Source organism: Thioclava marina (assembly GCF_002020135.1).
GTDB classification, from domain to species: domain Bacteria; phylum Pseudomonadota; class Alphaproteobacteria; order Rhodobacterales; family Rhodobacteraceae; genus Thioclava; species Thioclava marina.
Map to the genome: position 1 here is coordinate 144133 of NZ_MPZS01000002.1, position 18787 is coordinate 162919.

At 65.1% G+C, this 18787-nt stretch carries 16 protein-coding genes; 4 read left to right on the forward strand and 12 right to left on the reverse strand.

Features of this window, described 5'->3' with window-relative positions:
• Positions 1-3 precede the first annotated feature (3 nt).
• From BMG00_RS10920 to BMG00_RS10930, 3 genes are all read right to left on the reverse strand, one after another.
• Positions 4-828, reverse strand: coding sequence for an urease accessory protein UreD (locus BMG00_RS10920; protein ID WP_211274127.1), 825 nt, complete (start codon positions 826-828; stop codon positions 4-6).
• 139 nt (positions 829-967) lie between these two features.
• Positions 968-1429, reverse strand: coding sequence for an Lrp/AsnC family transcriptional regulator (locus BMG00_RS10925; RefSeq protein WP_078529835.1), 462 nt, complete (start codon positions 1427-1429; stop codon positions 968-970).
• Entirely contained in the window at positions 1426-1884 is a 459-nt protein-coding gene (locus BMG00_RS10930; RefSeq protein WP_078529836.1) for an Lrp/AsnC family transcriptional regulator, read from the reverse strand. Before BMG00_RS10930 ends, BMG00_RS10925 begins: the two co-directional genes overlap by 4 nt.
• A 65-nt stretch (positions 1885-1949) precedes the next feature.
• On the opposite strand from BMG00_RS10930, the gene ilvC reads away from it, so the two are divergent.
• Both ilvC and BMG00_RS10940 read left to right on the forward strand, forming a co-directional pair.
• Positions 1950-3032: a ketol-acid reductoisomerase gene (gene ilvC / locus BMG00_RS10935; protein ID WP_078574798.1), complete on the forward strand. Its 1083-nt coding sequence runs from the start codon at positions 1950-1952 to the stop codon at positions 3030-3032.
• Between the two features lie 81 nt (positions 3033-3113).
• Positions 3114-3503 carry a hypothetical protein gene (locus BMG00_RS10940; RefSeq protein WP_078574368.1) on the forward strand — a complete coding sequence of 130 codons (390 nt, stop codon included), beginning with the start codon at positions 3114-3116 and terminating at the stop codon, positions 3501-3503.
• Between the two features lie 162 nt (positions 3504-3665).
• Here the strand turns inward: BMG00_RS10940 and glmM are convergent, their stop codons facing one another.
• The 7 genes from glmM to BMG00_RS10975 all read right to left on the reverse strand — a co-directional run bounded on the left by glmM (position 3666) and on the right by BMG00_RS10975 (position 13534).
• Positions 3666-5009: a phosphoglucosamine mutase gene (gene glmM / locus BMG00_RS10945; RefSeq protein ID WP_078574369.1), complete on the reverse strand. Its 1344-nt coding sequence runs from the start codon at positions 5007-5009 to the stop codon at positions 3666-3668.
• Positions 5006-6025, reverse strand: a complete 1020-nt coding sequence (gene folP / locus BMG00_RS10950) for a dihydropteroate synthase (protein ID WP_078574799.1) — start codon at positions 6023-6025, stop codon at positions 5006-5008. Before folP ends, glmM begins: the two co-directional genes overlap by 4 nt.
• A 40-nt stretch (positions 6026-6065) precedes the next feature.
• Positions 6066-6986 carry a dihydroneopterin aldolase gene (locus BMG00_RS10955; RefSeq protein WP_078574370.1) on the reverse strand — a complete coding sequence of 307 codons (921 nt, stop codon included), beginning with the start codon at positions 6984-6986 and terminating at the stop codon, positions 6066-6068.
• A gap of 102 nt (positions 6987-7088) precedes the next feature.
• Positions 7089-7778 (reverse strand): cell wall hydrolase, encoded by a 690-nt coding sequence (locus BMG00_RS10960; RefSeq protein ID WP_093470066.1) that lies wholly within the window; start codon positions 7776-7778, stop codon positions 7089-7091.
• Between the two features lie 254 nt (positions 7779-8032).
• On the reverse strand, positions 8033-10573 hold the full coding sequence (locus BMG00_RS10965; protein WP_078574371.1) for a putative PEP-binding protein: 2541 nt from the start codon (positions 10571-10573) through the stop codon (positions 8033-8035).
• A gap of 164 nt (positions 10574-10737) precedes the next feature.
• A complete protein-coding gene (gene glyS / locus BMG00_RS10970) occupies positions 10738-13056 on the reverse strand; it encodes a glycine--tRNA ligase subunit beta (RefSeq protein ID WP_078574372.1) in 2319 nt (772 codons plus the stop codon).
• Position 13057: 1 nt separating this feature from the next.
• On the reverse strand, positions 13058-13534 hold the full coding sequence (locus BMG00_RS10975; RefSeq protein ID WP_078574373.1) for a DUF6446 family protein: 477 nt from the start codon (positions 13532-13534) through the stop codon (positions 13058-13060).
• Positions 13535-13605: 71 nt separating this feature from the next.
• Here BMG00_RS10975 and BMG00_RS10980 point away from each other — a divergent pair, with 71 nt between their 5' ends.
• On the forward strand, positions 13606-14238 hold the full coding sequence (locus tag BMG00_RS10980; RefSeq protein ID WP_078574374.1) for a MarC family protein: 633 nt from the start codon (positions 13606-13608) through the stop codon (positions 14236-14238).
• A 26-nt stretch (positions 14239-14264) separates the two neighbouring features.
• Here BMG00_RS10980 and BMG00_RS10985 read toward each other — a convergent pair whose 3' ends face one another.
• Positions 14265-15200 carry a glycine--tRNA ligase subunit alpha gene (locus BMG00_RS10985; RefSeq protein WP_078574375.1) on the reverse strand — a complete coding sequence of 312 codons (936 nt, stop codon included), beginning with the start codon at positions 15198-15200 and terminating at the stop codon, positions 14265-14267.
• Positions 15201-15402: 202 nt separating this feature from the next.
• On the opposite strand from BMG00_RS10985, the gene BMG00_RS10990 reads away from it, so the two are divergent.
• Positions 15403-17202, forward strand: coding sequence for a trypsin-like peptidase domain-containing protein (locus BMG00_RS10990; protein WP_078574376.1), 1800 nt, complete (start codon positions 15403-15405; stop codon positions 17200-17202).
• Here BMG00_RS10990 and BMG00_RS10995 read toward each other — a convergent pair whose 3' ends face one another.
• Positions 17203-18651, reverse strand: a complete 1449-nt coding sequence (locus BMG00_RS10995; RefSeq protein WP_078574377.1) for a TrkH family potassium uptake protein — start codon at positions 18649-18651, stop codon at positions 17203-17205.
• Between the last annotated feature and the right edge of the window lie 136 nt (positions 18652-18787).

Below are 18787 nucleotides of genomic sequence, written 5' to 3' on the forward strand. Positions count from 1 at the left end.
TCCTCAGATCTGCCAGACGCGCGGGGCCGATTGCCCGCGCCGCAAGGTTTCCATCAGGCGCAGGATCTGGCGGCGCATCGGCCAGCCCTCCCGCGCCAGCAATCGGATCACGCATTTCCCGTCGAAACCCGAGGCGGCGCCCTCGACGCCGGGCTCATCCAGCACCGTCCGGGCAGCCTCGGTCGCGTCCTCGGCACCCTGAGCGCAGAGCACCATCGTCGCGAAAGCGCGGGCCTCGCCAAGGATCGCCCCGCGCGCACCTTTGGCGAGAATGTTGGAATCGAGCGCGAACGGCTCAAAAAACACCGGGTTTCCCGCCCTTTCGATGCGGCGACTGTCGAAAAACTGCAATTCACGCACCCGCTCGCCCATCGCGATCCGGCCCAGAACCACCGCTTCGAGCATCAGGCAAGAAGCGTCGGCGGCCAGCTCGATCGTCGTCTCGCGCACGAGTTTCGAGTGGTCGAACAGGATGGTTTCCTGCGGCAGCCAATCCAGATGGCTGCCCGACCCGACGCGGTGATGGACTGTGACCTCGGCGCGCGCATCTTCGGCGCGATAGGCGCGCTCGGCGGCCTGCGTGGTAGCGACGAGCCGCGCACCATTGGCCAGATCGGTTTCGTAAGAAAGCCGGTCGCCAGACGTCAACCCGCCGGATGTATTGAGGAAAACGACCTCGGCTGCGCCCGGAACACGCGGGAGGATCGCCTTCGCGGACCCGCTCTGATGCAACCCGATCAGCCGCGCGCCATCGAAGCCCGCCCGCGCGGCCCCGCGCGAGCGCTGCATCCTTGGCACAGCTTTGGTCTGAACAGTGGCGTCGAGCATCAATCCCTCCATCCCGATCCAAGACTTCTCCGGCAGGGTGGTCCATGCCTTCCGACCCCGACGGATCACCTGAGAAGCGCGCCGCAAGCGTTGCGCCCATTTGGGGCGCATCACGCCTAAAGTTTCAACAGTAAATAAATCAGCCCAGCGGGCCGGGGCGGCGTTCCTCACTCAGCAGGACATTCGCCTCGACCTGCCCCACGCCGGGCAAGGTCATGATCCGGCGGCGTAAAACGCGCTCGAAATCGGCGAGATCGCGGGCGGTGACGCGCAGGCGGTAATCGAAAAGGCCAAGCACGTGCTGTACCACCTGCACCTCGGGGATCGCCGTGACCGCGCGCTCGAAATCCTCGAGGCTGACGCGGCCTTTTGCGGCGAGCTTCACGCCGAGAAAGACGGTCACGCCGAAGCCGAGCGCCTCCGGTTCGACAACCACGCGCCGCCCTGCGATCACGCCCGCCTCTTCCAACCGCCGAATCCGGCGCCATGTCGCGGGCTGCGAGAGACCAAGTTTGCGCCCGAGCGCACCTGCGCTTTGCGTCGAATCGCGGCTGAGCGCGCGCAGGATGCGGCGGTCGAGATCGTCAAGATCAAGGCTCATACCGGCAGCTCCGCGCTGGATTTGATGGTCGAGATCAGCATCAGCGCATCGAGTTCGGAGATATGCGGCAGGGTCAGAATGCGGTTGCGATAGATCTCCTGGTAATGCGCCATGTCGCGGGCGATGACCTGCAGACGCATGTCGGTGGACCCGAGGAAGCTTTGGATCTCAAGTACTTCCGGCACCTCTCGTGCGGCGGCGATGAACTCGTCAAAGGCGCGCGGGTTGGTCTTGTCGAGGGTGAAGCGCAGGCTGACCTCGACCTCCCAGCCAAGCGCGTGCCAGTCGATCAAAGCCTGCTCGCCCCGGATCACGCCGCCTTCGCGCAACCGCTCGATCCTCCGCCAGCAGGTGGCCGAGGTCACGCCCGCGCGCTCGGCCAGTTCGGCCGTGGGCAGCCCCGGCTCGGCCATCATCTGGCGCAGGATCCGGCGGTCGGTATCGTCAAGTTGCATGATTTATCCGAATTATGAATTTATCGAGAATTATTTTTACGCAATAGGTGGAAATTTATCAACTTCTGAAACCATTCACGCGCAGATCTCCCTATTCTCACCATCAGACAAGAAGGAGGAACGCCATGCGCGTGTATTATGATCGCGATTGCGATGTGAACCTGATCAAGGACAAGAAAGTCGCCATTCTGGGCTATGGCTCGCAGGGCCACGCCCACGCGCTGAACCTGCGCGACTCGGGTGCGAAGAACGTCGCCGTTGCGCTGCGCGACGGCTCGCCCTCGAAAGCGAAAGCCGAAGGCGAAGGCCTTCAGGTGATGGGCATCGCCGAAGCGGCGGCCTGGTGTGACGTGATCATGTTCACCATGCCCGACGAACTTCAGGCCGAGACCTACAAGAAATACGTCCATGACAACCTGAAAGAAGGCTCGGCGATCGCGTTTGCCCACGGCCTGAATGTGCATTTCGGCCTGATCGAGCCGAAGCCCGGCATCGACGTGATCATGATGGCGCCGAAAGGCCCGGGTCACACCGTGCGCGGCGAATACACCAAGGGCGGCGGCGTGCCCTGCCTCTTCGCGGTCGAAAACGACGCGACCGGCAAGGCCCAGGACATCGCGCTGAGCTACTGCTCGGCCATCGGTGGCGGCCGCTCGGGCATCATCGAGACCAACTTCCGCCAGGAATGCGAAACCGACCTCTTCGGCGAGCAAGCGGTTCTCTGTGGCGGCCTCGTCGAACTGATCCGCATGGGCTTCGAGACCCTTGTGGAAGCCGGTTACGAGCCGGAAATGGCCTATTTCGAGTGCCTCCACGAAGTGAAGCTGATCGTCGACCTGATCTATGAAGGCGGCATCGCGAACATGAACTACTCGATCTCGAACACCGCCGAATATGGCGAGTATGTCTCGGGCCCGCGCGTCCTGCCTTACGAAGAGACCAAGGCGCGCATGAAAGCGGTTCTGACCGACATCCAGACTGGCAAGTTCGTGCGTGACTTCATGCAGGAAAACGCCGTCGGTCAGCCTTTCTTCAAGGCGACCCGTCGCATCAACGACGAGCACCAGATCGAACAGGTCGGCGAGAAGCTGCGCGCCATGATGCCCTGGATCTCCAAGGGCAAGATGGTCGACAAGTCGCGCAACTGATCTGCGACCGGATGCATCAGGAGGGGCGCCTTGCGGGGCGCCCCTTTTCTTGTCACTCTCCCGCGAAAGATCGGAGGCCCCATGCAGGACATGCCGCAAAGCGAGCTCGACGCGATCCAGGCAGAGCGCGCGAAATTCTTCACCCCACGCTGGTTCGGCGACCTCTTCGCGGGTCGGCTAAGCCCGGGCGATACGTTCTGGGTCGGCAATTACGGGCCCGCGATGGTGGTGGTCCCGGCGCTGGTGCTGATCGCGCTCTTTACCGCCATGGCGTCTCCCGGTCATCTCGGCCCGTTGTTCGGGGGCACCGCGATCCTCGCCGGGCTGTACCGGATAGCGGTTCTGATCGGCCTGTTTCGCAGCGTCGCGCGCACGCCCGGCCCGAAGGGCTGGCGGATCTTCGGATTGCTCTGGACTGTGTTCGAAGCCGCGATCCTGATCTGGCTCGGGTTGCGCCTCATCGGCGGCTGATCTCCCCGCGTCACGGCCCGCAAGAAGGGGCTCTGCCCCCGGCCGCGATGCGGCCTCCCCCGGGATATTTTCACCAACTCGAAAAGACAGGGTTTTCCGTTTCGAATTGGTCGAAATATCCCGGGGGTGAATTTCCGTCAGGAAAGAGGAGGCAGCGCCCCCTTACGCGGTTTCCGCCTCGACCGCCGCAACGATCCCGTCGACGGCTTCGATGAGAAGCGCCTCATCCTCGCATTCCGCCATCACGCGGATCAACGGCTCGGTACCCGACTTACGGATCAGCAAGCGCCCTTGGCCTGCCAGTTTCGCCTCGGTCGCGGCGATCAGTTTTTCAACATTCGGGGCGCTGAGGGGCTCTTGCCCCGCCTGATACCTTACGTTTTTCAACATTTGCGGCACAGTCTCGAACTGGCGGACCAATTCGGAGGCGCGGCTTCCGGTCTCGACCATCGCGGCGAGGAATTGCAGCCCCGCCATCAGCCCGTCGCCGGTCGTCGCGTAATCGGTCATCACGATGTGGCCCGACTGTTCGCCGCCGAGGTTGAAGCCGCCTTCGCGCATCCGTTCTACCACGTAACGGTCGCCGACCGCCGTGCGCTCGAGGCGCAGGCCTTTGGCCTGAAGGAAGCGTTCGAGCCCGAGATTGGACATCACGGTCGCGACCAGCGCGCCACCAGCGAGCTGGCCCGAACCGGCCCAGCGTTTCGCAAAGAGCGCCATGATCTGATCGCCATCGGCGACATGGCCGGTCTCGTCGATGATCATCACCCGGTCCGCATCGCCATCGAGCGAGATACCCAGATCCGCGCCATGGGCGACCACAGCCTCGGCGCAGGTCTGGGTATGGGTCGAGCCGCAATTGAGGTTGATATTGCGCCCGTCGGGAGAGACGCCGACCGGGATCACGTCGAAGCCAAGCTCCCACAGAACGTCGGGGGCCGCGCGGTAGGCCGCGCCATTTGCGCAATCGACCACGACTTTCAGCTCGGGCTTGTGCAGTTTCGGGAAGGTGGTCTTGGCATATTCGACATAGCGGCCCAGACCGTCGTCGATCCGCTTGGCGCGGCCGATATTCTCGGGCCGCGCGAGGCGGATCTCGGCATCCAGCATCGCCTCGATCTCGGCTTCGGCCTCGTCCGACAGCTTGAACCCGTCAGGGCCGAAGAACTTGATGCCGTTATCCTTGGCCGGGTTGTGGCTGGCCGAGATCATGATGCCCAGATCGGCGCGCATCGAGCGGGTCAAGTAACCCACCGCGGGCGTCGGGACGGGGCCGAGCAGCAGCACGTTCATCCCCGTCGAGGTCAGGCCCGCGGTCAGCGCGTTTTCGAACATGTAGCCCGAGAGCCGCGTATCCTTGCCGATCACCACACGGTGGCCGCGCGAGTCGTCCTGACGGAAATAGCGGCCGGCGGCGGCGCCCAGACGCAGCGCCATCTCGGCGGTCATCTTGCCGGAATTGGCCTCGCCACGCACGCCATCGGTGCCGAAAAGCTTTCTGCTCATTCTTCAAATCCTCTCGTGATCGCGTCCCAGAGCCGGATGCCTTGGGCGATCTCGGCCACGTCGTGGACACGGTGAATCTGAACGCCCTGATCGAGGCCCGCGAGCGTCACGGCAAGCGTGCCGGGCATGCGGGAGTCGGTGTCTTCCGCGCCGCCGACCGTGCCGATGAAGCGCTTGCGCGACACACCCAGCAAGAGCGGGCAGCCGAGCCCGTGAAAGAGGCTCAGGCCGCGGATCAGGGCGAGGTTGTGCTGAACGGTCTTGCCAAAGCCGATGCCGGGATCGGCGATGATCGCCTCACGGGCGATGCCGTAATCCTCGGCCAGCGCGATACGGTCCTCGAGGTAGTCATAAACGTCGAGCAGCACATCGGTGTAGCGCGGGTCGTCCTGCATCGTCTCTGGCAGGCCCTGCGCATGCATCAGGCAGATCGGCGCGCCGGAGACCTGCGCGACCTCGACCATCGCCGGGTCGAACTCCATCGCGGAGACATCGTTGAGCATCGCGGCCCCGGCCTCAAGCGCCTGATCGGCAACCAGCGACTTGCGGGTATCGATGGAGATCGGCGCGTCGAAATCGGCATCGCGCAGCGCCGCGATCACGGGGGCGGTGCGGGCAATCTCCTCGTCCTCATCGACTTCGGTCGCGCCGGGGCGCGTCGACTCGCCCCCGATGTCGAGGATATCGGCGCCCCTCTGGCGCAGAGCGAAGGCGCGCTCGATCGCGGCATCCTCCACGTCGAAGCGGCCGCCATCGGAGAAACTGTCCGGCGTGACATTGAGAATGCCCATGATGCGCGGGGCGTCCATCGTGAGACCGGCCAGAGGGGGGCGGGGGGCGCACAGCCGTTCGATCATCTCTTCGGGCAGGTGCGACGCGGGCACGATCTCGGGTTCGGCGTCGCGGCGCATCAGTTCGACCTCGTCGAACCAGCACCAGCCTCCTGCGAGGGTCAGCGCGGTTTCGGGACGGGCGGCATCGGTCCGCAGAAGCGGGCGGTAATAGATCTTCTCCATGCGCCCCATTCACCCGATTGCGCGGGTCTTTTCAAGACGCTCAGAGCGGGTGCGTCTCGATCGGCACGCGGCTTCCTGCCGGGGCTGAAACATCCCCGTGAAGTTCCAGCCGGGTCGCGGCCATCTGCTCGGCCAGCCAAAGCGCCAGCGCCACCGCGTTGCGCGCGGGGCTTTTGGGCCCGTCGGTGGCGTCGAGCACGATCTTGGAGGGTGCCCAGACCACCATCTCGCCGTGGCGCATCGCCCAGTCGATTTCGGTCCGGGTGGCGACGACGACGCAGCGATTGTCGCGCGCGGCGAGCCGCCAGGCATTCTGCTCGATGGCGAGCAGGTCGATGCGGCGCTGGGTGGGGTTCTGGCCGCTTTCGGGGACCGGGCCGTCAGGCAGACCCACGGCGAGGATCACCGGGTGCCCCGCGCCTTGCAGAGCATCGAGCCGGGCCGCGAGGTCGGGCGCGTCGATCGCCGCGTTCGAGAGATAGGCCACGACCGGGTGGAGAGTTTGCTCCGCACCGCTCGCATCGACGTTTTTCACCGGCACCGAGGCGCGCGAGCGCACGATTTCCACGCCGAGCGCGCCGGGGCCGCGATCGAGTTTCTCGATGCGGACGAAGACGCGCATCGCCTGAGGGCTGGCGAGGATGCGCTCGGCCACCTTGGCGGCGAGGGTTTCGAGCAGGTTCACGCGCTCTTCGGCCAGTTCGGCCGCGATCGCCTCGGTGATACGGTCATAGCTGAGAATGCGGTCCACGTCGTCTTCGAGCGGCTCGGTGACGGGACGGACCTCGACGACCACGTTGAATTGCAGCCGCTGCGTGTGGCCGCGTTCCTGCTGGAAGGCACCGATATCGGCCTCGACGATATGGTCGCGCAAGCTGATCCGGTCGCGCGGATCGGCGGGCGCGGAGGCCTCGGCCCGCGCTTCGGGATGCGAGAAAGCCAGCGAAATGTCGGAACTCATGCGCGCCTCGGGAATTCTTGGGTCATGTCGAGCATAGAAAAAGGGCGGACCGAAGCCCACCCTCAAGCGTCATTTCATCGCCCGCTCGCGACGGCCACCCGCTCAGTTTTCGGCGGTGCGGATCGGATCGGCGTAGAAGACGTGATGGCCGATCGAGGCGGTCTTGTCGAAGCGGCGCGACCAGCTCGGGCGGATGGTACGGGTATGGAAATACGTCGCACCGACCGTGAGCGAGCGCGGCGCGCCGTCGATCATCGCGCGCGCGACTTTCGCCACTTTGGCATAGGCGGCGGAATTGTTGACCCGGTCGGCCTTGCCGTCGCAATACCAGCTGAACTGGCAACCACGGCGGTTCGACTGATGAACCACGCCGCAGATGGACCCCGGGAAACGGGGATCGTCGACGCGGTTGAGGATGACCTCGGCCACGGCCTGCTGGCCCTTCACGCCCTCGCCGCGGGCCTCGAAGTAGAGGGCCTTGGAAAGACATTGGAATTGCGCGTCACCGGTGGCGGCGGGCTGTTTGGCCAGCCAATCGGCCGAGAGGACCGGCGGCAGGTTCTTTTGACTCGCAACGTTCTTGGACCGGGCGGGTGCCATGGTAAGCGCGGTGACCCGACGCTTGTCGATCGCGCTCATCGCGGAGCGCTCCTGCCATAGAACCGACATCAGACCCTGTTCGGCGACCTCTCCGGGGTCGTTCGACTGGCTTACCGTTACTTCGGCACGCAAGCCTCCGGCCAGGGCCAGGAGGACGATCGCGCCCCCCGTCCAGCTTTTCAGCACTGACATGTTTATCTTCCGATAAGGACAATCGCCGCGTCCCCCCATTGAGCCGCGACCGCGCTCCCTTACCCGACGAGAGCGAATGTGTCCAGAAAATGCCACAAGATCGCGCAACCCTGATGAAAGTTGCGGCGAAATCCTGCTCAAATACGCGGAAGATCGCGTGCGATATCCCTCTCGAATCGGATAGCGCGCGCGGACGTGATTTGCCAACGGTATTTGATAAAAATGCGCGATTTCTCGCCGCTCTGAGTTTACCTTTACGGCACCGCGCGTCCGCGCGGAGCAAGAAGCGCGAAATGTGCCGCTGCAAGACGCGCCACCGGCACCCGGAACGGCGAACAGGAGACGTAATCGAAGCCCGCTGCCCGGCAAAAGGCGATTGATTCGGGGTTGCCGCCATGCTCGCCGCAGACCGAGATCGTGATATCGGGACGTGCCCCCCGACCGCGCCCCGCGCCGATCAGCAAGAGCTCCCCCACCCCTTCGACATCGAGGATGTGGAACGGATCTTCGCTATAGACCTGCTGATTGACGTAAGTGGACATGAAACGGCCCGCATCGTCGCGCGAGAGCCCGTAGGTCATCTGCGTGAGGTCGTTCGTACCGAAGGACAGGAAGGCCGCGTGCTCGGCGATCTCGCCTGCGCGCAGAGCCGCACGCGGCGTCTCGACCATCACGCCGAGGCGATAGGTGAAATTGGCCTTGGTCTCGGTACGGACCGCGGCGGCCACCGCGTCGATCCGGGTCTTCACGATCTCGACCTCGCGCGAGGCGGAGACGAGCGGGATCATGATCTCGGGTACGACCTCGGCGCCACGGCGGATCGCCTCGACGGTCGCCTCGAAGATCGCACGTGCCTGCATGTCGTAGATCTCGGGCACGGTGACGCCGAGACGCACGCCGCGCATCCCGAGCATGGGATTGTATTCGGAAAGCGCCTCGACGCGGCGCGTCACTTCCGAGAGCGGCCGGTCGAGCGCCTCGGCCAGCTCGCGCATCCCCTCGCGGTCATGGGGCAGGAACTCGTGCAGCGGCGGATCGAAGAGGCGAATGCAGACCGGCTCGCCCTTCATCAACTCGAAGAGCATCAGAAAGTCGGCGCGCTGCATCGGCAGTAGCCGGTCGAGCGCGGTGCGCCGGTCCTCGGGGCTGTCGGCGAAGATCATCTCGCGCATCACCGTCAGGCGATCTTCATCGAAGAACATGTGTTCGGTACGCGCAAGCCCGATCCCGTCGGCCTCGAACATCAGCGCGGTGCGTGCGTCATCGGGCGTGTCGGCATTGGCGCGCACGCCGATATCGCGCACCAGATCGGCCCAGTGCAGCAGCGTGCGGAACCCGTCATCGAGCGCGGGCTCGAGCATCTCGGCCGCCCCCACCAGCACCTCGCCATTGGTGCCGTCGAGGGTGATCGTGTCGCCCTCGCGGAAGATCCGGCCCTTGGGCCCGCGGAACTGGCGCTCGCGGCCGTTGATCTCGATCTCGGCGCCCACGATGCAGGGCAGCCCGAGACCGCGCGCGATCACCGCCGCGTGGCTGGTCATGCCGCCGCGTTCGGTCAGCACGGCGACGGCGGCATGCATGCCCCGGATATCCTCGGGGGAGGTTTCGCGGCGCACGAGGATGCAGGGCTCGTCACGCGCGGCCGAGGCCTGCGCGGCCGCGGCCGAAAAGACGATCTTGCCGGTGGCCGCCCCGGGAGAGGCCGCGATGCCACGCGCCAACACGTCGCGCGGCGCGCGCGGATCGACCTGATAGTGCAGAAGTTCGGTGATGGCGCGCGGCTCGACCCGCAAGAGCGCATCCTCGCGCGAGATCACCTCGTCCTGCGCCAGCGCCACCGCGATGCGCACGGCGGCGCGCGACGAACGCGGCACCCGCACGGCGTCGATCACATGGACCTCGCCGCTTTCGATGGTGAACTCGATCTGCATCTCCTCGCGCAGCTTCACCCGGCAGCGCGCGCCGAATTCCTTGAGCGTATCGAAGACCTTGGCGTCTGCCTCCTCAAGCGAGGCGCCGCGCGGATCGCGGGTCAGGTAAAGCGTCTCGACAGCGGCCTTGCGTCCCTGGCTCTGGCCGCGGAAGCGTCCGGTGATCTGCGGCCCGCCGGTCACCCCATCGACGAACTGGATCGTTCCCGAGCCCGACAGCCCCGGCCCGATCCCGAGCGCCATCTCCTGCACGAGAAGCCCGAGCACCGCATCGGGCGGCGCGCCCTTGGCCTGACGCAGCAGGCGCGCGGTCGTGCCCTCCCAGGCGCGCGCCATCGAACGCAACACCTCGGCGAGTTGCCGCGCGCCCGATTGCGGGAACCGCTCGTCGGTCTCTTCCTCGTAAGCGTCGAGCGCGGCCTCGAGCGATCCCGGTCCCGGCTCCTGCTGGAACATGTCCGGGTCGAGGCGCGCGACATGGATCGAATAGAGCTGCACGAAACGCAGATAGAGCGCGTCGGCAGCCTCGGAGCCATGCGTGTTCGAGAGCACCGCGTGCATGTCGTCATTCATGCCCACATTGAGCACGGTGCCCGGCCCGCCCCATTCGGGGTTCTCGGGGCTCGGGCGCACGGAAACGAGCATCTCGGGGCCGAAAACCGCGGCCAGCGCCTGCGCGTCGAAGACCTGCCCGGCGGCAATCGCGCGCACCGTATCGGCGGGCAAGGCGACAGTCCTGGGCACCGGCAGGTCGAGCCGGATCAGCCGCTGGAGGCATTTCGCGCGCCAGCCATGACGCGCCTTATCCACCTCGGCGGTGGGCGTCAGGGTTACAAAATCAGCGATTTCAACGGGTTTCTGCATTGCAGCGCGCCTTCTCTACCGTGGCAGAATAGGCCGATTCCCCGCCCCCGCAAGTGTGTCATTTGGCCAATTAACCCAGCGTCACCGCCACGCCAGGTCCCGGCCCCGGGACAATCGGGGCCGGCGGGAGCCTCCGGCGGGGATATTTAGGCCAAGAGGAAGGATCAGCCTTCGATCTTGGTGAGATCGGCCACGTCGAGGCAGATCTGGCGGATGCGGGAGAGCAGGTTGAGCCGGTTGCGGCGGATCACCTCGGCCTCGGCATTGATCTGGACGGCCTCGAAGAAGGCGTCGATCGGGGCGCGCAGGGACGCCATCGCGGACATGGCGGTGGCGAAATCTTCCGCTTCCATCGCCGGGGCGATTTTGGCTTCGGCGGCGTCGAGGGCGGCGAAGAGGGCTTTTTCCTCCTCGGTTTCGGCGAATTTGGGATCGGCGCCGAAGCTGTATTCGACCCCGTCTTTTTCTTCCGCCTGCGTAAGGATGTTGTTCGCGCGCTTGAAGCCCTGGATCAGGTTCTCGCCATCGTCGGTTTTCAGGGTCTCGCTCAGCGCCTCGGCGCGTTTGACGACGAGGGTGAGATCGTCCGAGCCCGGCATGGCGAGCACGGCGTCGATCACGTCATGGCGGATGCCCGCGTCGCGCAGGTGGACCTTGAGGCGGTCGTGGAAGAAGGAGAGGAGGTTATCTCTGGCTGGCACGAAGACGGATCGCCACTCAATTCCACTTCGCTGCGACACATAGATCTCGGCAATGGCTTCGGCCGCATTTCGGATATGCCGCTCCTTAATTGCTGGCTGTAGAGAAATCGCAGAATTGATATTTTCGACGTGGGCTTCGCCAGACGAACCGATGAACTCAGCGATCTCTGAAGAAACCTCTTGGCCGCGCTCGAAATCGTTGAGAATTGCGATGAACGTACGTTTGCGCTCAGCCTCAAGCACCGGTTGGCGATGTTGCTCAAAACCATTTTCGATCAGATCAGAGAGACAAACACGAAGATCATTCCCCAACACCAACCGGATCACCCCCAGCGCGGCGCGGCGCAGCGCGAAGGGGTCCTTGCTGCCCGTCGGCTTCTCGTCGATCGCCCAGAAGCCGGTCAGCGTGTCGATCTTGTCGGCGAGCGCGACGGCGACCGAGACGGGCTCGGAGGGCACATCGTCGGAGGGGCCCAGCGGCGCGTAATGGTCGCGGCAGGCATCGGCGACGGCATCGCGCAGGCCTGCCTTTTGCGCGTAGTAGCGGCCCATTACGCCTTGCAGCTCGGGGAATTCGTAGACCATTTCCGAGCGCAGGTCGGATTTGGCGACGCGGGCGGCTTCGGCGGCGAGATCGGGCGAGGCGCCGACCAAGGGCGCAATTTCACGCGCGAGCGCCTCGATGCGGCGGATGCGGTCACCCTGCGAGCCGAGCTTGTTGTGGAAGGTCACGGCGTCGAGCCCCGCGCCCATGCCCTCGAGACCGTGGGCGGCCACGGTGCGCAGGTCGTTTTCCCAGAAGAACTTGGCGTCCGAAAGGCGTGCCGAGAGCACCTTCTGGTTGCCCGCGAGGATGGTCGCGCCGTGATCGGCAGTTTCGCGGTTGGCGACGGTGACGAAGCCCTCGATCCGGCCGGTCTTGGGGTTCTTCACCGAGAAGAATTTCTGATGCTCCTTCATCGAGGTCTGCAGCACCTCGGGCGGCAGGTCGAGGAATTGAGCGTCGATCTCGCCCATCAGCGTGACAGGCCATTCGACGAGGCCCGCGACCTCGGCCAGAAGGCCCTTGTCCGGCACCACTTCCCAGCCCTTGGCGAAGGCCATCTGCTCGGCATCGTGCCAGATTGCGGCTTCGCGCTCGGCCGGGTCGAGCATGACCTTGGCGGCCTTGAGCTGCTTGGCGTAGCTCTCGAACCCGCCGACCTGGATGGTGTCGGGGGCCATGAAGCGGTGGCCGCGGGTGGCGTCACCTGCGGTGATCCCGTCCACGTCGAGCGCGACGATCGTGGCGCCCGCCTCGTCCGAGAGGATCGCGAGGATCGAGTGCAGCGGGCGGACCCAGCGCAGCGCGCCCTCGCCCCAGCGCATCGATTTCGGCCAGGGGAAGTTGCGGATCGTTTTCTCCAGCACCTCGGCCACGATCTCGGTGGCGGGGCGGCCGGGCTTTTCGATCACCGCGAAATAGACCTGACCCTTCTTGTCGTCACGGGTCTCGAGCTGATCCATCGTGAGGCCGGTCGAGCGCAGGAAGCCCTCGATCGCCTTTTCGGGCGCGTCGGTGCGCGGGCCCTTGCGCTCTTCGCGCAGGGTGGGCGAGTTCGCGGTCAGCCCCTCGACGGTCAGCGTCAGGCGGCGCGGGGTCGAGAACGCCCCGGCGGAGGCATAGGTCAGACCGGCCTCGACCACGCCATCGGTGATCAGCTTCTTCAGGTCCTCGCGGGCCTTGGGCTGCATCCGCGCCGGGATCTCTTCGGAGAACAGTTCAATCAGAAGATCGGGCATCTCACTTCTCCGCTTCGTCATTCAGTTGGTGCCAGACAAAGGCCCGGCCATCGGGATAAAGAGCCACGACGCGATCGACGCCGGGGCGGATGTTGTGTTGCGACAGGAACGCCACCGCGCGACCGGCCTCGAGATCGGCGCCGATGGTCTTCGCGTCATAGCAGTCGAACCAGTTCGGACCGATCAGCGGGGCGGCCTTGTCATAGACCTCGTAGGTTTCGGTCGCGGTGGCGATCGAGAGATCGGTGTTGAAGCAGGCCCGGTAACGCAGGGGCGAGCTGTCCGCGTCGATCCCTTCGAAACCGCGAGCGTCAAGCGGGTCGAGCGTGGTGCCGTCGAGTTCGGCGAGCGAGATCTTCGCCGCCTCGGAGCCGGGCGCGACCTGATCGTAATAGCCGTATTCCTGCGAATAGTAGACCACCGCGCCGAAGACGAGTGCGATCACCACGATGCCACCTCCGATGAGCTTTCCGTTCATGCCGAGCCCCTCCGGGGGTTTCGTGCGCCCGCCGAGCGGATATGATCGGCGCGCATCACGGAAAGAGGCCCATGGAAACCGCCCTGTTCATCAAAGCCTTCGGCGCGCTCTTCGCGATCATGAATCCCTTCGTCAACCTGCCGGTCTTTCTGGGTCTCACCGATGGCATGGAACGCGCGGCCCAGCGGCGCACCGCGCTTCAGGTGACGCTCTATTCCGCGGGACTGAGTGCCGTGATCGTGGCCGCGGGCACGCCGATCCTGAAGCTGTTCGGCATCTCGGTCGACGATTTCCGCGTCGCGGGCGGTCTCGTCTTGCTGACGATCGCGCTGGGAATGCTCAATGGCTCGGGAAGTCCGGCCCATAGCGGCACGCCCGCCGAGCAGGCACATCAGGCCCAGAGGGAGGATATCGCCTTCTATCCGCTGGCCTTCCCGATGCTGGTTGGACCGGGCACGATCACGACGCTGATCGTCTTCAGCGGGCGCGCGCAGGACAGCGCGGGCTATATCGCGCTGATCACCGCGCTGGTGCTGGTTCTGGCGATGGTTGCGCTGGTGATGTGGTTCGCCGCCGATATCGGCCATCACATGTCCCAGACCCTGCGCACCATCACGACGCGCCTGATGGGCATGATCCTCGCGGCCATCGCGATCGAGATGATCGCGACGGGGCTCAGAACCCTGTTGCCGGGGCTCGGCTGACAGCGAGGGGCGCATGGCCGGGTGCATCAGGCGGCATCCCCCGCCGCTGCCCCGCCCGCCTCGGTCTGCACGAAGGCATCGGCGCATTTCTTCGCCAGCGCCCGGACGCGGCCGATATAGGCCTGGCGTTCGGTGACCGAGATCACGCCGCGCGCGTCGAGCAGGTTGAAGAGATGCGAAGCCTTGATGCACTGGTCGTAGGCCGGGTGCGCCATGACGATCTTGCGGCCCGCATCGTCGGTATCCGGCGAGGCGAGGATGCGTTCGCATTCGGCCTCGGCATCCTCGAAATGCTTGAGCAGCATGTCGGTATCGGCCACGTCGAAGTTCCAGCGCGAGTATTCCTGCTCGGTCTGGCGGAACACGTCGCCGTATTTCAGCGCGATCGGGGCCGAGGGGTCGTTATAGGGCATGTCCATGACGTGATCGATGCCCAGCACATACATTGCCAGACGCTCGAGCCCGTAGGTCAGCTCGCCCGAGACCGGCTTGCAGTCATGGCCGCCGACTTGCTGGAAATAGGTGAACTGGCTGACTTCCATGCCGTCGCACCAGACTTCCCAGCCCAGCCCCCAAGCGCCGAGCGTGGGGCTTTCCCAGTCGTCTTCCACGAAACGGATGTCGTGCAGCTCGGTGTCGATGCCGATCGCGCGGAGCGAGCCGAGATAGAGGTCCTGCAGGTCCGGCGGGCTCGGTTTGATGAGCACCTGGTATTGATAGTAGTGCTGAAGGCGGTTCGGGTTCTCGCCATAGCGGCCATCGGTCGGGCGACGCGAGGGCTGGACATATGCCGCGGCCCAGGGCTTCGATCCGAGCGCGCGCAGCGTGGTCGCCGGGTGGAACGTGCCCGCGCCGACCTCCATGTCATAGGGCTGCAGCACCGCGCAGCCTTTCGAGGCCCAGTAGCTCATCAGTCGCAGGATGATTTCCTGAAACGACTTGGGGGCGTCCGCTTTGGCCATGTCTCGCACCTTCCTTGAAAAGCGCCTCCTCTCTAGGCAAGGGGCGCGGGGGCGTCAACGCCTCGAAGAGCGTTGCGCGGCGGCTTGCGTAGTGTTCTCCGCATGGCGGGGGAAAACCTGACCGCAAAAGCGGCATTTAAGGGGTGACGCGCGGCGTGGTTTCGGTAAGGTCGCCGCAAAAGCAGTTATTATGGGGTGAGCAATGCGGGCCGTTTCGCGTACAGTTTCGATCGTTGTTGGGGCCAGCCTGACCGGCATGGTCTGGACGGGAAGCGCCTGGGCGGAGGCATGGGTGCAGATCGAGGCGAAGAACTCTCTGGCGCAGGCCGAGGCGCGGGCGCGCGAGTGGGCGGGAATGTTCCCCGATGTCTCGGGCTTCCGGCTGGATTCGGGCTGGTATGCGATCGCGCTCGGCCCCTTCCCCGACGATCAGACCGCCGACGACCGCAGGCTTTTGCTGCGCGGAGAGGGGCTGATCCCGCGCGACAGTTTCGTCGCTGATGGCGGCAATTTCGGCCAGCAGTTCTGGCCGGTGGGCGCTGGCCTGGGCATGACGCCCCGGCCCGAGGCGCAACCCGCGCCCGAGGCCCAGCCCGAAGACCCGGTGGCGCCACCGGTTGCAGACACCCAGCCTGAACCGCTGACAGAGGCTGCGCCCATCGAGGTCCCCGCCCCGATCGAGACATTGGCCGAGAGCCGCCGCCTGGAGGCCGCCCTCACCCGTGATGAGCGCCGCGACATTCAGGCCGCGCTGGAATGGACGGGCCATTACCAGGGCGCGCTCGACGGGCTGTTCGGGCGCGGCACGCGGGCGTCCATTGCCGACTGGCAGCTCAAGAACGGCTACGAGCCGACCGGGGTTCTCTCCTCGACCCAACAAATCGCCCTCCTCGACCGGGTGGCCAGCGAGCGCGCGGCCCTCGGGCTTGAAAAGGTCACCGAATCCGAGGCCGGGATCGAGATCGACATGCCGCTCGGGCTGGTGCAATTCGCGCGCTACAATGCGCCCTTCGTGAATTACGCGCCCAAGGATGGCAGCGGTGTTCAGGTTCTGCTGATTTCGCAGCCCGGCGATGCGGCGCGACTGCGCGGGCTCTACGACGCGATGCAGACGCTCGAGATCGTGCCGGTTCGCGGTGCGCGCAAGCTGGGTGCCAGCGGTTTCACCATCGAAGGCAAGAACGACAATATCCACTCCTACACGCAGGCCGACCTGTCGAAAGGGCTGATCAAGGGCTTCACGCTGGTCTGGCCCGCCTCCGACGATCAGCGCATGACGCGAGTGCTCGACGCGATGAAGAAAAGCTTCGCGCCGGTCGGCACTGCGGCGCTTGACACCACGCTCGGCCAGCCGATGTCGGTGACCCGGGCCGCCCTGATGGCCGGGATCGAGAAACGTGCGCCGGTCTTCTCGCGCTCGGGCTTTTTCATCGATGCGGAGGGCCATGTGCTGACCGCCGCAGAAGGGCTTGCGCAATGCGGCCGGATCACCATCGAGGATCACCCGGCGGAACTGAGCTATGACGCGGGCGCGGAAGGCTATGCGGTGCTGACGCCGAAAGACACGCTCGCGCCCAAAGCGGTCGCGAAATTCCGCACGGATGCGCCTTTCTCCGGGACGCAGGTCGCGGTGGCGGGCTTTTCCTATCCCGAGGCCCTGCCCGCTCCGGTGCTGAATTTCGGCAAGCTCTCGGCGCTGAAGGGGCTCGAAGGCGAGAAAACCCAGGCCCGCATCGAGGCCAAGACCCGCGCGGGCGATGTGGGCGGTCCGGTGCTCGACGGCTCGGGCGCGGTGGTGGGGATGCTGCTGCCGGTCGCAAAGGATCCTCAGCGTGTACTGCCCGACGGGCTGACAGTGGCGCTTCAGGCCTCTGCGATGGCGCCCGGGCTTTCCGCGCGGGGCTTTGCGCCCGAAGCGTCGGATTTCTCGGGCCAGCGCACGCCCGAAGATCTGCAAACGCTCGCCGACGGGATGGTGGTGCAGATTTCCTGCTGGAAGTGATCAGCTGCGCCAGAAGCGCGGCAGGATCAGCACGAGCACGCTCATCAGCTCGAGCCGCCCGACGCACATCGCAACGCTCATCAGCCATTTCGCGGTTTCGGGGAAGGCCGCGACCGAGCCGTTGCCGGTGATCTCGGGCCCCCAGGCCGGGCCGATATTGGCGATCGAGGTCCATGCGGCGGTCATCGCAGTCTCGGTCTCGAGCCCGGTGAAAGTCAGCGCGATGATGAGCACCCCGAAGCTGAGGATGAAGAGCGAGAAGAAGGCCATCACCGAGTTCACGACGCTGTCCTCGACCGGGCGCCCGTCATATTGCACACGGAGCAGCCGATGCGGTGAGTAGAGCCGCTGGATCTGCGCCTTGATCGCCTCGAGCAGGATCAGGTAGCGGAAAACCTTGACCGAACAGGCCGTCGAGGAAGTGCACCCCCCGATCAGCCCCGAGATGATCAGCACGGTAAAGGCCAGATGGCCCCATTGCGTGATATCCTCCGAGGCGTAGCCCGTCCCGGTGAAGGTCGAGACCACGTTGAAGGTCACTTCGCGCAGGGTGGGCCAGAAATCGGCCTCGTGGCGGAACATCCGGTAGAGCACGATGACCGCGATCGCATAGCCCATCCAGCGAATGAAGGCGCGCACCTGCGGGTCGCGCCAGAGCGGGACCGCATCGCCGCGCAGGACCTGGACGAAACGGATGAAGGGCATCGCGGCGAGCGCCATGAAGACCGAGGCGGCATATTCCGGCGCGCCCTTGTAGGTGGCGAAGCTTGCATCGTAATTGGAAAACCCGCCCGTCGACATGGTTGTGAGCGCATGCATCACCGCGTCGAACCCGGTCATGCCGAGCCCCATATAGGTCAGCGCACAGGCGATCGTCAGACCGACATAGATGCGGATCAGCGCCGAAGAGATATCCATCGCGCGCGGCAGGATCTTGCCCAGCGTGTCGAACCCTTCCGAGCGGAAGAACTGCATCCCCCCCACCTTCATCACCGGCAGGAAGATCATCGCGACGATGATGATGCCCAGCCCGCCCAGCCATTGCAGCAAGCCACGCCACAGGTTCACCCCCGGCGGCAGGTCGTCGAGCTTTTGAATGGCGGTGGTGCCGGTGGTGGTGAGGCCCGACATCGCCTCGAAATAGGCATCCGTCAGGTTCAGATGCGGTGCGCCGAGCATGAAGGGAACCGCACCGAAGAACGGCAGGGTGATCCAGACCGCAGTCGTCAGAACGAAGCTCTGCTGGATCGAGAGGGTCCGCTTGAGCGCATCGCGCGAGGCCAGCGCGAGCAGCGCGCCCGCCGTCATCGTCAGCACGGCGCTCTCGACGAAGACGAGCCAGTGCCCTGCCCCATAACCCAGATCAACCGCCGCCGGGATCAGCATCGTCAGCCCCAGCACGGATGTCAGCATTCCAATGATATATCCAACCGGGCGCAGATCGATCATGCGCCCCACCTTGCCCAGAGCGCGGGGCTAGTCAATCCCCGGAAGAGACTTTGCAAACTCTGGGATATTGGTCAGTTAATTTGCTCAATTTCGCAAATTTTCCTTGCGCCGCGCCGCAGCAACGCTAGGTTTTGCG